Origin of the sequence: Jannaschia sp. R86511 (assembly GCF_042466345.1) — a bacterium.
GTDB lineage: Bacteria > Actinomycetota > Actinomycetes > Actinomycetales > JBBAYJ01 > Aquipuribacter.
Map to the genome: position 1 here is coordinate 4,554,062 of NZ_JAXHCD010000001.1, position 12,691 is coordinate 4,566,752.

The 12,691-nt window shown below is 73.1% G+C and carries 12 protein-coding genes and 1 tRNA gene; 8 read left to right on the top strand and 5 right to left on the bottom strand.

What is annotated here, in order from left to right; genetic code table 11:
• Window positions 1–191 precede the first annotated feature (191 nt).
• Genes SJY06_RS21370 through SJY06_RS21380 form a run of 3 tightly spaced genes read left to right on the top strand, consistent with a single transcriptional unit; the run spans window position 192 to window position 1,446 of the window.
• On the top strand, window positions 192–482 hold the full coding sequence (locus SJY06_RS21370) for a DUF4287 domain-containing protein (RefSeq protein WP_380169550.1): 291 nt from the start codon (window positions 192–194) through the stop codon (window positions 480–482).
• A 3-nt stretch (window positions 483–485) separates the two neighbouring features.
• Window positions 486–983: a cupin domain-containing protein gene (locus SJY06_RS21375; RefSeq protein WP_380169551.1), complete on the top strand. Its 498-nt coding sequence runs from the start codon at window positions 486–488 to the stop codon at window positions 981–983.
• Between the two features lie 58 nt (window positions 984–1,041).
• On the top strand, window positions 1,042–1,446 hold the full coding sequence (locus SJY06_RS21380) for a hypothetical protein (protein WP_380169552.1): 405 nt from the start codon (window positions 1,042–1,044) through the stop codon (window positions 1,444–1,446).
• A 1-nt stretch (window position 1,447) separates the two neighbouring features.
• On the opposite strand, the gene SJY06_RS21385 is transcribed toward SJY06_RS21380, so the two are convergent.
• A complete protein-coding gene (locus SJY06_RS21385; RefSeq protein WP_380169553.1) occupies window positions 1,448–4,123 on the bottom strand; it encodes an EAL domain-containing protein in 2,676 nt (891 codons plus the stop codon).
• A gap of 397 nt (window positions 4,124–4,520) precedes the next feature.
• On the opposite strand from SJY06_RS21385, the gene SJY06_RS21390 reads away from it, so the two are divergent.
• Complete coding sequence (locus SJY06_RS21390; protein ID WP_380169554.1) at window positions 4,521–6,758, top strand: ATP-binding protein; 2,238 nt, start codon at window positions 4,521–4,523, stop codon at window positions 6,756–6,758.
• A gap of 81 nt (window positions 6,759–6,839) precedes the next feature.
• Here SJY06_RS21390 and SJY06_RS21395 read toward each other — a convergent pair whose 3' ends face one another.
• The gene (locus tag SJY06_RS21395) at window positions 6,840–7,019 is read right to left on the bottom strand and encodes a hypothetical protein (RefSeq protein WP_380169555.1); all 180 of its coding nucleotides are present in this window, start codon (window positions 7,017–7,019) and stop codon (window positions 6,840–6,842) included.
• Between the two features lie 130 nt (window positions 7,020–7,149).
• Here SJY06_RS21395 and SJY06_RS21400 point away from each other — a divergent pair, with 130 nt between their 5' ends.
• A complete protein-coding gene (locus tag SJY06_RS21400; protein WP_380169556.1) occupies window positions 7,150–8,112 on the top strand; it encodes a hypothetical protein in 963 nt (320 codons plus the stop codon).
• Between the two features lie 160 nt (window positions 8,113–8,272).
• On the top strand, window positions 8,273–8,548 hold the full coding sequence (locus SJY06_RS21405; protein ID WP_380169557.1) for a tyrosine-type recombinase/integrase: 276 nt from the start codon (window positions 8,273–8,275) through the stop codon (window positions 8,546–8,548).
• A 98-nt stretch (window positions 8,549–8,646) separates the two neighbouring features.
• Here the strand turns inward: SJY06_RS21405 and SJY06_RS21410 are convergent.
• Window positions 8,647–8,719, bottom strand: a tRNA-Arg gene (locus SJY06_RS21410).
• Between the two features lie 270 nt (window positions 8,720–8,989).
• Between SJY06_RS21410 and SJY06_RS21415 the strand changes: the two genes are divergently transcribed.
• Window positions 8,990–10,003 (top strand): LacI family DNA-binding transcriptional regulator, encoded by a 1,014-nt coding sequence (locus SJY06_RS21415; protein WP_380169558.1) that lies wholly within the window; start codon window positions 8,990–8,992, stop codon window positions 10,001–10,003.
• Window positions 10,004–10,189: 186 nt separating this feature from the next.
• Window positions 10,190–11,041: a transglycosylase family protein gene (locus tag SJY06_RS21420; protein ID WP_380169559.1), complete on the top strand. Its 852-nt coding sequence runs from the start codon at window positions 10,190–10,192 to the stop codon at window positions 11,039–11,041.
• A gap of 65 nt (window positions 11,042–11,106) precedes the next feature.
• Here SJY06_RS21420 and SJY06_RS21425 read toward each other — a convergent pair whose 3' ends face one another.
• Both SJY06_RS21425 and SJY06_RS21430 read right to left on the bottom strand, forming a co-directional pair.
• Window positions 11,107–11,904 carry an IclR family transcriptional regulator C-terminal domain-containing protein gene (locus SJY06_RS21425; protein ID WP_380169560.1) on the bottom strand — a complete coding sequence of 266 codons (798 nt, stop codon included), beginning with the start codon at window positions 11,902–11,904 and terminating at the stop codon, window positions 11,107–11,109.
• A gap of 47 nt (window positions 11,905–11,951) precedes the next feature.
• Window positions 11,952–12,686 (bottom strand): CoA-transferase subunit beta, encoded by a 735-nt coding sequence (locus SJY06_RS21430; protein WP_380169743.1) that lies wholly within the window; start codon window positions 12,684–12,686, stop codon window positions 11,952–11,954.
• Between the last annotated feature and the right edge of the window lie 5 nt (window positions 12,687–12,691).

Consider the following 12,691-nt stretch of genomic DNA (forward strand, 5'->3'; position numbering starts at 1 on the left):
TCTCGTCGGAGAACACTGGAGTATGACCGGGTCCTCCGACCCGTGACCAGCGTTTCCGCAGGCTCAGGGGGCCACGGTCCGGTCCCGACCTGGTGCTCCAGCACGACCGTGGCGACCCGGGCCGATGACTCCGAGCCCACCGCGGGGTCCACCCCGGCGTGGGGCGCCCGGCCCCGACGGACGGAGGCGACATGTCGTTCCAGGCGTACCTCGACGCGGCCGAGGCGAAGACCGGCAGGACCCCGCAGGAGCTGGTCGACCTCGCGCACACCCGCGGGTTCGGCCCCGGCACCCCGGCGAAGGAGGTCCTGGCCTGGCTGGCGGAGGACTTCGGGCTGGGCCGGGGCCACGGCATGGCGCTGGTCCACGTGGTCCGCAACGGGCCGACCATCCCCGGCACCCACGTGGGGACGACGGGCCCGCACCGGGACGCCTCCACCGAGCTGCGCCTGGACGGCGTGGCCGCCCGGCGAGGGTCCTGAGCCGTGTCGTGGCACGACCCGCTACCGCGCCCCTACCCGCCGGCGACCTACGAGGGGGCGACCGGCGAGGCGTCGGCCTGGTTGAGGCGCTCCGACGCGGCCCCCGACGTGGTGCAACGCTCCGGCGGCACCTGCGAGTACCTGGCCACGGGCGACCGGACGCAGGGCCGGTTCGGGCTGTACCGCTGGACCTTCGGCGACGCGGAGTCGGGACCCGACCCGCACTTCCACCGCACCATCTCCGAGCAGTTCTACGTGCTGGCCGGGCAGGTGAGGCTGTTCGACGGCCGGGAGTGGCTGGAGGCCGGACCGGGCGACTTCCTGTACGTGCCGGAGGGCGGGGTGCACGGCTTCCGCGGGTCGGCCGGGGCGTCGATGCTGCTCATGTTCGCCCCCGGCGGCCCGCGGGAGGACTACTTCGAGACGCTGGCCCGCGGCGCGACGATGCCCGCCGACGAGCGGGACCGGTTCATGGCGACGCACGACACGTACTGGGTGTGACGTCGACGGGCCCGGCGTAGGGTCGGACGCACCGACGAGGCCGTGGGACGGGGGGCGTGTGGACGGGGCTGCAGGTGCACTGGTGCTCGCCGTGCTCGCCGTCCTCGCCCTGCTCGTGGTGGTCTGTGCGGTCGCAGGCGTGGTCTCGACCACCCGACACTCGCCGGGGCCGATGGACCGTCGGACGACCAAGCAGGCCACGAGGTCCCTGCGCCGCGGTCGCCTCGCGGCCGGCGAACCGCAGCGCGCTGCCAGCGTCCGACTCGCCCGGAGCTGGGCGCACGGCTACTGGGCCGCCCTGATGCTGCTCGGTCTCGCGGCGAGCCAGGTGCTGATCGCGACGACGAGCGCCGGATGGCTGCGGTGGTTCTCCGTCGTGGCCGCCCCGTTCCACTACCTACCGTTCCTGAAGAGGCGCTCGGGTCGGCAGTCTGCGTCAGCGGTAGTGCTGCCTGGCGGCTGACCTATCCTCCAGCGCCGGCACTACGGGGCGATGACGTGACCAAGGCCGGCTCGGCCGGGTGGGGCCCGACCTGCTGACGGGGCAGGCTGCCGTCCGGAAACAGCGACGGCTGGGGCGTTGGCCCGGTATCCACCGCCTGGTGGAGGGCGTCCACGGGGACCCCTGGGGACCACAGGAATCCCTGAGCGCACCGGCAGCCAAGGGCCCGGAGTGCCGCAGCCTGCTCGGGGGTCTCGACCCCTTCTGCGACGACCTCGAGGTCGAGGGCGTCGCCCATGGCGAGCACGCCGCGCACCACTGCCTCCGCCCTGGCGTCCGTCAGCAGGTCCGAGACGAAGCTCCGGTCGATCTTGAGGGCGCCGACCGGTAGCCGGACGAGCTGCGTGAGCGTGCTGTAGCCGGTGCCGAAGTCGTCCACGGCGATGCTCACATCCAGGGCCGCCAGCCGACCGAGATCCTTGAGCAGGCTGTGCTGGACGTCCAGCAGATGGGTCTCGGTCAGTTCCAGGACGAGCCACTCGGGCCGCAAAGAGCTGGCCGCGACGGCGCCCTCGAGCTGCTCGACGAACCCGGCCTGGTTGAGCTGCTTGCCGCTGACGTTCACGTGCACCCGCAGGGGACCATGCTCCGCCGCGTAGCGAGCCATGTTGCGGCAGGCGCGGTCGAGGACCCACCCGCCGAGCCTCGGCATCAGCCCGCCCTCCTCCGCGACGTCGAGCCACTCGCCCGGGTACAGCAGGCCTCGGACCGGGTGCTGCCAACGAACCAGGGCCTCGCACCCAGTCATCCGCCCCGTGGCGAGGTCGACCAAAGGTTGGTAGTGCAGGACGAGCTGGTCGTCGCTCAGCGCCTGCTCGAGCTCGTCGCGCACCCGCAGGTGACGGTCCGCCTGGGCGACCAGGTCGGGGACGAAGCCGGAGACCCGCCCGCGTCCGGACCGCTTGGCCTGGTACATCGCGGAGTCGCTCTGCCGCAGCAAGCTGGAGGCGTCGTCCCCCGGCACGGATACGGCCAGGCCGACGCTGACCCCCACGGGCACCCGCCGACCCTGCACCACCACGACCTGCGACACGGCGGCTGCTACCCGCTGGGCGAGCTGCTCGGCGCTCGGCGCGTCGGCCACCCCGGCCAGGCAGACGACGAACTCGTCGCCGCCGATGCGGGCGACGGTGTCGCTCGGGCGCACAGCGTTCTGCAGGCGGTCCGCGACGGCCGTGAGCACCGCGTCCCCGGCCTCGTGGCCCAGGCTGTCGTTCACGTCCTTGAAGTGGTCGAGGTCCAGGAACAGCAGGGCAACACGTTGTCCGCTGCGTCGGCAGGCGGCCAGGGCATGGTCGACGCGGTCGCGGAGCAGCACGCGGTTCGGCAGGCCCGTGAGGTCGTCGTGCAGGGCCATGTGGGACAGCTGGGTCTCGGCGGCCCGCCTGGCGGTGATGTCCAGGAACTGGGCCACCAGTGGCACCGACGACGGGCCGTCGCTCTGCTGGTTCGGCTCGTTGTCCTCGGTGGCGACGAGGGGCATGGCGAGCAGGGAGAGGTGCACCTGGGCCCAGATCTCGGTCCCGTCGGACAGAACGTGCCGTAGCTCACCCGTCCAGCGATCCAGTGCGCCTGTGGTGAACCTGTGCAGCACGTCGGTCACCACCACGCGCTCGTCGGGGGCCAGCAGGGACGCCCAGCAGTCAGGCGCCGCCATGCCCTGCGGAGGCAGACGCAGCAGTCGGGTGAGGGCGGGGTTGGGCGTCGCGAGGCGTCCGCAGGGGTTGCCGGGCCGGACGTCGACGATGGTGTTGCCGATGAGCGCGGAGCTGATGGCCTCTGAGAGGAGCTCCTTGGTCCTCGCCAGGCTGGCCGCCTCCCGCTCGCGTTGCTCGTGGAGGGCGGCCAGGGCCGTGACGACCAGGACCGTGGTGGCGACGAACGCCTGTATAACCAGGGCGCGTGAGGTGGCGCTCGCGACGCCGCCGAAGGCGCCGCTGCCGGTGACGGACAGGGCCACAGCCAAGGCCCCGAGGCAGAAGCTCAGCACGGTCGCTCGGGTAAGGCCGACGCGGGCGCCGAACCAGACGGCGATCGGCAGGGCGAGGAAGGCCAGCGGTGAGTCGTCGACCCAGCCGAACACCAGCAGGTAGGTCGCCGCGCCGACGAGGACGGCAGCGGTCCACTCCAGGTCGGTGAACCGGCCCAGACGTCGGAGGGCCCCGGGACGCGCCATCGCCCACACGAGACTGACGATGAGGAAAGTGCTGACACCGTTGCGCACCGCGACGAGCTGGAAGCTGGGCCAGAAGTCCGCCCCGGTCAACCAGGTGGAGGCGGCGGCGGACAGCAGCCCGCTGCTGAGACCAGCCGCGGCGGCGGCCCCCAGCAGCAGGAAGGGATGGTGAGCCTCGACCCGCCCGCGAAGACGGAAGCCGCCGGCGGTCAGAATGAGTGCCCCGACGAGGCCGTTGGCGAGGTTGATAGGACCGAAGACCGTCGCCACGAGCGTCGGCGCCCCGGTGGCGATGTTGACTCCGGCCACCACCATGGCCAGGGCCACGCAGTCGAGGAGTCGGAACCGGCGCGCCCTCAGGACAAGCATCCACCAGACAGCCACACCCGAGGCCGGCCAGACCAGGGAGAGCGCGGTGTCGGGGAGCCGTGCGATCCGGCCCAGGTACATGGCCAGGGCCATGAGGGCTACGAAGCCGACGGTCAGGGCGGGGCGAGCCCACCTGCGTCGCCATGTCTCGCGCCGCCGATGAGGTGGCGTGGTCTCCGGGTGCTGGGTCACGCGGGTCGCATCGGCATGCCCACCCAGGTACCTGAGACCTGTCATACCCTCAGCCCACTCTCTTCGACTGCAGGCATCACCCGCGCCGCGGCTCCTGCGCGCGGTCCGGCCCCACACCTCACTGGCGGATCAACCATCCTGAGACCTGTTCTCGACGGGGGAGCCCGACCGTCCGGACCCGGTTCGCGAGGCGGCGGGCTCGTCGGAAGCGCCGGGTCGGGATGAGCAAGGCTCACCCGTTCAGGTGCTCGCCCTCGGGGCTTCGCCTGTCGACATCACACGGGTGGACACGGGGACGGTGACGGGACCGGACGGGGGCGTTGCGGCCCTGCTGGGTCGCCTGCGTGCCCGGCACCCGCTGCTGACCACGGTCTTCTTCCTGCTGCTGTATGCCGGTGCGGTGGCTCTGGGTCGTGCCACGCGGGTCGAGGACACCCAGCTCGCGCTGGTGTGGCCGGCCGCGGCCGTGGGGGTGCTGTGGATCGCCGCATGCTGGGGTAGCGCCCGTCGGGTACTGCTCGCCGGCATCCTGCTGGCCGTGGTGGCCGGCGCTATCAACTACCTGACCGGGGTGAGCCCGGCGATGGCGGCCGTGTTCGCGGTGGCCAACGTCGTGCAGTCGCTCGCGGTGTGCGCGGTCCTCGTCCGACTCCAGCGCGCGTGGGGTCACGAGCCGTTCCGGCTCCGGCACACCCAGGACCTCGCTGCCCTCGTCCTCGCCTCCACGGCGGGCTCGCTCGTGGCGGCGTTCATCGGCCCGGTGGGGCTGTGGCTGCTGCAGGACGCGTACCTGCTGCCGACGGCGGGGGCGTGGATGCTGCGCAACGCCGCCAGCGTGTTCGTGTTCGCCGCGCCTGCTTTGAGGCTCGCCGACCCGCGGGAGCGTTACCCCCGGCAGGGGTGGCAGGTCTGGGTCGAGCTGGGTGTCGCCTGCGTCGCAATCGCGATCGGCTACCTCGCTGTCTTCGCGCTGCAGTCGAACCTGCCGTTGGCGTTCCTGCCGGTCCCGCTGAGCATGTGGATCGCCTTGCGCTTCCACACCACCTTCGCTGCGGTCCACGTTCTCCTGGCCGGCGTGCTGATGGTGGTGACCACCCTGCAGGGCCTCGGACCGTTCGGTGACGCCACGCCCGTCAACCGGGTGCTGCTGGCCCAGGCGTGCGTGTCGGTCGTCGGCCTGGTCACCCTCGTCCTGGCCCTCCAGCGCGACGACCGCCGACGGCTGGTGACGCGCCTGAAGGAGACCTCTCGGCAGGCTCACGAGCTCGCCGAGGAGCGCGACCGGGCCTCGCGGGCCAAGACCGCCTTCCTCGCCACCATGAGCCACGAGATCCGCACCCCCCTGAACGGGGTCCTCGGCCTGACGGACCTGCTGTCCGGGTCCGGCCTGCCCGAGGAGCAGGCCGGGTGGGCCCGCCAGGCCAGCCGGTCCGGCCGGGCACTGCTGACCATCGTCAACGACGTCCTCGACCTGTCCAAGGTCGAGGCCGGCGCCATCGAGCTCGAAGCGGTGCCCTTCCGGGTCGGCGACGTCGTCGAGGACGCGCTCCTACCGGTCAGGCTGGCCGCCGAGGAGGCCGGCGTCACCCTGGTCGTCGTGCCCCACCCAGCGATGCCGCAGGACCGCATCGGTGACCCCTCACGCCTGCGGCAGGTGCTCACGAACCTGGCCTCCAACGCCGTCAAGTTCACCGAGCAGGGCTCCGTCGTCGTGACCGTCGGTGGAGACGACGAGCAGCTGTGGCTGCAGGTGGCCGACACCGGGGTGGGCATGACCGAGGAGCAGCAGGCCAGGCTGTTCCAGCCCTTCACCCAGGCCGACGCCTCCGTCACCCGTCGCTTCGGCGGCACCGGCCTCGGCCTGGCCATCGCCGGCGGACTCGTCGAGCGCATGGGCGGCACGATCACCGTGACCAGCGCGCTCGGGCGCGGGTCGACGTTCCGCGTAGACGTCCCAATGCCGTCCGGTCCGCCGACCACGCGTAGCAGCCCCGACGCGTCCGGAGCGGGGACGCCGGCACGTGTGCCCGGACCCCGCCCGGCCCGCCCGAGCGGCAAGGAGCCGTCCCGTCGTGCAGGCGACGCGGTGGGGCGGGCGGACCTCGGCCTGCGGGTCCTTGTCGCGGAGGACAACGAGGTCAACCAACTCGTCGCGAAGATGACCCTCAAACGAGTCGGCGTCGACGTCGACGTCGTCAGCGACGGACAGCAAGCACTCCAAGCCCTGCGCGACGGTGGCTACGACGGCATGCTGCTGGACCTGCAGATGCCCGTCCTCGACGGCATCCGCACCGTGGAGGCCTTGCGGGCGGCGGAGGCCGAGAACGAGTCGCCACGACTACCCGTGTTCGCCATGACGGCCAGCGTTCTGGCCACCGACCGCGACGCATGCCTGCGAGCCGGGATGGACGGCGTCCTGCCCAAGCCCTGGAACGCCGACCAGCTCAAGTCCGTACTCGACCACATCACGCGCAACCGGTTGTCAATCAAGCTTCCGACCCACGCCGAGCCCGGAGCATCGGTACGCGAGACCTGACCTGTTGCGTCCGATAGCCAGGCTGCCGGTGCTTCGGCCGCCCTCAGCGACGCCCGCGCCGCTCCGTCCCGCAGGGGATCGTCAGCCGGCTTCACTGCCGTGCGACAACTCTTCCGCCCACTGCAGCCACGCCGCCGGATTGGCCTTCCGCCGCTTCCTGCGTGCGACGAGGAAGCCGACCCACGCCGAGCCCTGCCAGCACAACCTCTCGACGATAGGCACGCCGACGGCGGCGGTGAACGCGCAGCGACGCTCGTTCATCGTCTCGTAAGGATCTCGCACCCCGAGCGCGGAAGTGGGCGTGGACGTAAGGGCGCCGTAATGGTTTTCGCGCAGAGCGCGGGCGACAGTCAGTGAGCACGTCCACGCCTCACGACCCCAAGGAGCATCAATGTCTCGTCGAGCCCACCTGCTCACCGCCCGGCTCGGGACCGCCCTGGTCACCGGCGCGGTCCTGATCGCCTCCACCGTCACGGGCGCGGCCAGCGCCCAGGCCACCACGTCCGTGGCCGACAACCAGGCCACCGTGCTGCGGATCGGTGGGACCCCCGTGTCTGGGGCGACCGGCATCCCGGCGGGCCGGACCCTGACACCGGTCCAGCTGATGACGTCCGACCCCGTGACGTCCGCGACCCCATCGCCGGCCGTCAGCGACGGGACCACCCTTCAGGGCCCCGTGCCCGGGGTGCGCACGAAGAGGTTCACGGTCCCGGCCGTCCCGGCGGAACAGGTGACGTTCCGCATCGACGGCGCGACGGTGGCCACGAGCGTCCCCGTCCTGCAGTCCGCGTTCCTGGAGACCGACGCGGGACGGGTGTCGGGGGTGCTGTTCACCGCCGGCGGCACGTCCTACCTGATCCCTCGGGGTCCGCTCGCCGCTGCGACCCGCACGGTGGCCCCGTCCACGGCGAACACGCAGGCCCTCGGCAGCCTCATCACCTACGAGTACGCCCTGCTGCCGGTCGGGGCGCTGCCGCGCACCGGCGCCACCCTCGAGGTGCAGACGGGCGTCGCCGGCGCCCTCCCGCAGATCGGTACCCGCACCGTCTATGACGCCGACGCCGTCCGCGGCAACGCCGACGCGCTGGCCGAGGAGCTGGTGCTGCCCCGCGTCTCCGTCCCCGAGACCGAGGTGATCGCCACGGTGAACCTGCGCAGCGGAGCCACGGTGGCCGTTCGAGGAATCCGCTACCAGACGAACTCGAGCTATGGGTTGGGCGTGACGACGTGGGCCCTCGACCGCGCCGCCCTGGCGGCGGCCGGAGCGACGGTCGCCGACGTCACCGGCGTCGTCTCTTTCGGCACCACCGACCACTCCCTCACCTGGCAGGACCTCGGGTTCGACCTCATCTGACCTGGGCGGGCAGTACCGACGGGGCGACCTGGAACCGGGTAGCCCCGTCGGTGCCACCCGATATGGTTGCTGTCACCAGCGCCTCGCCCACCGGCACGCCGCTCACGGTTGCGCGCCGCCAGGTCTGGGCAGCGCGGGGCGCTGCAGCTGAAGGGACCGTATGCCGGCGAAGGACCGCGGTCTACTGCTTCCGCCCATCCGGCTGCACGACCTGCGGCATGTCCACGCGACGATGCTGCTGCAGGCCGCGGTACCGGTCCACGTGGTGGCCGCTCGGCTCGGTCACGCCGACCCGTCGGTGACGCTACGGGTCTACGCGCACGTGCTCGACAGCCAGGCCAGCGAGGTGGCAGCCGTGTTCGCGCGGGCCATGGAAGCCCCTGCTGCGCCGGCTTCTGACCGGGCCTCCGAGGGCCGTGAGGACCCCGCGTGTTAGCAAAGGCGTTAGCAGTCCGGCCGGTCCGGCGGCGCGGGCAAGACGAAGGCCCAGGTCTGCGCATCCGCTGACCTGGGCCTTCCTGTCTCAACCGTACGTGCGCCCGGAGGGACTCGAACCCCCAACCTTCTGATCCGTAGTCAGATGCTCTATCCGTTGAGCTACGGGCGCCCAGACGTCACCGGGGCGACGTGCGGACCGGACGAGGATACCGGACCGCCGGCCGTGGTCCGAACGCCCGCCGCCCGCGGGCACGCCGAGGAGGTGCCACGCCGCCCGGCAGCAGCGCGACACCTCCGTCCTGGGATCCGGGACCAGGACACGGCCGGTCGTGCACGGGCGACGACGTTGCAGCGACGTCACCCTCTCCCCCGACGACGCCGTTGTCGGTCGCCAGATGTTCGCGCGAACATGTCAGACCGGGACCCGTATCGTCAAGGGGTGCGCTCCCCCCGACCGGCCACCCGTGCGGACGTCGCCGCGCAGGCGGGCGTCTCGCTGCAGACCGTGACCCGGGTCGTGCACGACAGCCCCCACGTGTCGGAGGCGACCCGCGACCGGGTTCACGCCGCCATGGCGGCGGTCGGCTACAGCGCCAACACCGCGGCGCGGGCGCTGGCCACGGGCCGGTTCGGGTCGGTGGGCATCGTGGCCAGCGGCCTGGACTGCTTCGGCAACATCCGCACGGTCGACGCCATCACGCGGGTCGCCCGCTCCTACGGCTACGCGACGACGTTCGCCACCGTGACGACCCCGAACGAGCACGGCCTGCGCCGCGCCGTGCAGTCCCTGGCCGATCAGTCGGTCGACGGCGTCGTCGTCATCGAGGCCACGGCTCTGGACGCACCGGAGGTGCACCTGCCCACCGGGGTGCCCGTGGTGATGGCGGACCGGGGGCCGCACCAGACCCACCACGTGGTCGACATCGACCAGGCCGCCGGGGCCCGGCTGGCCGTGGAGCACCTGCTGGGGCTGGGGCACCGCACCGTGCACCACGTCACCGGACCCGCCGGCTCGCACGCCGCGGCCCGCCGCAGCCAGGCCTGGCGGGAGGCGCTGCTGGCCGCGGGACGCCCCGTCCCCGCGCCGGTGGCGGCGGACTGGACGTCGCGCTCCGGGTACCGGGCCGGCCTCGCCCTGGCGGGCGACCCCGCCGTCAACGCCGTGTTCGCCGCCAACGACCAGGTGGCCCTCGGCGTGGTCCGGGCGCTGCACGAGGCCGGCCGGGACGTGCCGGGCGACGTCAGCGTCGTCGGCTTCGACGACATCGACGAGGCGGGTGACTTCTGGCCGCCGCTGACCACGGTCCGCCAGGACCTGGACCGGGTGGGCACCCGGTGCGTGGAGCTGCTCGTGGCGCTCATGGGCGGGGCCGAGACCCCCACGCCGCACAGCGAGTTCGTCACCCCGGAGCTGGTGGTGCGCCGCAGCACCGCCCCGCCCCGCCAGGGGTGACCGGTTGCTCCCAGCGGGTTCCCAGCCGACCGCGACGAATTGCCCAGGTTCGTCCGCGCGTGTTCAGGTGTGCGCACCCGCCGAGCCGTGCGGGTGCCCCCGGGAGCCTGCCGACCCCCGCCCGTCCCGGGTGCGGAACCGACCCCGTGGGCGGCGCCTCCGGGCGGGCAGCAGCGAGGTAAACGCATGTCCGCACGTACCGCTCGTCACCGGGCCGAACCGCAGCGTCGTCGCACCTCCGCCCCTGGTGGGCGCACCGTCCGCCGGGTCGCCCCCGCCCTGCTCGCCAGCGCCGTCCTGGGCGGCTCGCTGGGCCTGAGCGCCCCCGCCTCCGCCGCCCCCGGCGAGACCTGGGACCGCCTCGCCGAGTGCGAGTCCAGCGGCAACTGGGCCATCAACACCGGCAACGGCTACTACGGCGGGCTGCAGTTCTACCAGCCCACCTGGGAGTCCTTCGGCGGCACCGAGTACGCCTCCCGGGCCGACCTCGCCTCCCGCTCGCAGCAGATCGCGGTCGCCGAGCGGGTGCTCGACCGGCAGGGCTGGGGCGCCTGGCCGGCGTGCTCGGCCAAGCTCGGCCTGACCGAGGCGGACAAGGCCGGCGGCTCCGCCGCGCCGGCCCCGGCCCCGGAGCCGGCCCCCGAGCCCGAGCCCGAGCCCGCACCGGAGCCCGCACCGGCGGCGCCCGCCGGCAGCGGCTCGTACACCGTGGTCGCCGGGGACACCCTGGCGTCCGTCGCACGGGCCAACGGCACCACCTGGCGGGCGCTGTACGCCGCCAACCAGGACGTGCTGAGCGACCCGGCGCGGATCTACGTCGGCCAGCGGCTGAGCCTGTCCGGCAGCAGCGCCGGCAGCTCCGACAGCTCCGACAGCGCCAGCGGCGGCTCGGGCAGCTACACCGTCCAGGCCGGCGACACGCTGAGCAGCATCGCCCGCGCCAACGGCACCACGTGGCAGGAGCTGTACGCCGACAACCGCGACGCGGTCGGCGGCAACCCGCACGCGATCGGGATCGGGCTGAAGCTCTCCGTCTGACCCGTTCGCCCCCGGACCCCGTCCCCGCCGTGCGCGGGGGCGGGGTCCGTCGTCGCGGGGGCGCGTCAGGTCGGTCGCAGGTCGGCCTCCAGCGCCGCGGCGGCCCGTCGCAGCGGGGGCAACAGCTCCGCGGTGATCTCGGCCACCGACCCTCGCTCGAGCGGGGCCGAGATGTTCATGGCCGCCACCACCTCGCCGCCGCGCCCGTGCAGCGGCACCGCCATCGACCGCAGGCCCAGCTCGAGCTCCTGGTCGACCAGGGCGAAGCCGTCGGCGCGCACGCCGGCCAGCACCGTCCGCAGCCGGTCGGCGTCGGTCACCGTCAGCGGCGTGAGCGGCTCCGGGCGCACCCGGCGCAGGTAGTCCTCCAGCCACCCCGGCTGCGCCCCGGCCAGCAGCACGCGCCCCATCGACGTGGGGTAGGCGGGGAAGCGGGTGCCCACGTTGATGGCGGCCTTCATGATCTTGCGGGCGTGGACCCGCCCGACGTAGACCACCTCGTCGCCGTCCAGCACCGACACCGAGCAGGACTCGTGCAGGTCGTTGGACAGCCGCTCCATGTGCGGCTGGGCGACCTCCAGCAGCGTCAGCCCCGACAGGTACGCGAACCCCAGCTCGAGCACCCGCGGCCGCAGCGAGAACGTGGCCTCGTGCTGGTGGACGTAGCCCAGCTCGACCAGGGTCAGCAGGAACCGCCGGGCGGCGGCCCGGGTCAGGCCGGTGCGGCGGGCGACGTCGGACAGGCTCAGCTGCTGGTGCCGGGCGTCGAAGGCCCGGATGACGGCCAGGCCCCGCTCCAGTGACCGGACGAAGGTGTCGCTGCTGACCGACCGCCCGTCGACGGGCTCCTCCTGCACTGCCACCGGACGATCCTGCACCGGTCAGCCGGCCCGCGGTGCACGCCCGCGGGTCACGACGGGGCCGCCGTGGCCTCCAGCGACCGCAGCACCTCCAGCTCGCGCGAGGTCGGCGGCTCGGTCACCGTCACGTCGTCGGCCACGCGCAGGGACCAGCCGGTGGCCCGCCGCGCCTGCTCGACCTCGACCCCGGGGTGCACCGCGGTGAGCACGAGCTCGCAGGTCTGCGGGTCGGGTCGCAGCACGCCCAGGTCGGTGATGACCTGGGTGGGCCCGCGACCCCGCAGGCCGTACCGCTCCCGGTCGCCCGGGCCGCGGCCGAACCCGACCGAGGTGACGAAGTCGACCTGCTCGACGAAGGTGCGCCGGGACTGGCTGACGACGACCACGACCTCGCCGCAGGACGCCGCGATCTCCGGCGCCCCGCCGGCCCCGGGCAGGCGCACCTCGGGGTCGTCGTACGGCCCGATGACCGTGGTGTTGATGTTGGCGAACCGGTCCAGCTGCGCCGCGCCCAGGAAGCCGACGTCGATGCGGCCGGGCTGCAGCCAGTAGTTGAAGATCTCCGGCACGCTCACCACCGAGGTGGCGGTGTCGGCCAGCACGCCGTCACCGATCGACAACGGCAGCCGGTCCGGGGCCGCGCCGATGGTGCCCGACTCGTAGACCAGCACCAGGTCGGGCGCGTGGGTGGCGCGGGCCAGGTTGGCCGCCGTGGACGGCTTGCCGATCCCGACGAAGCAGGTCGCCCGGTCCGACAGCGCGCGCGAGGCGGCGACCGTCATCATCTCCG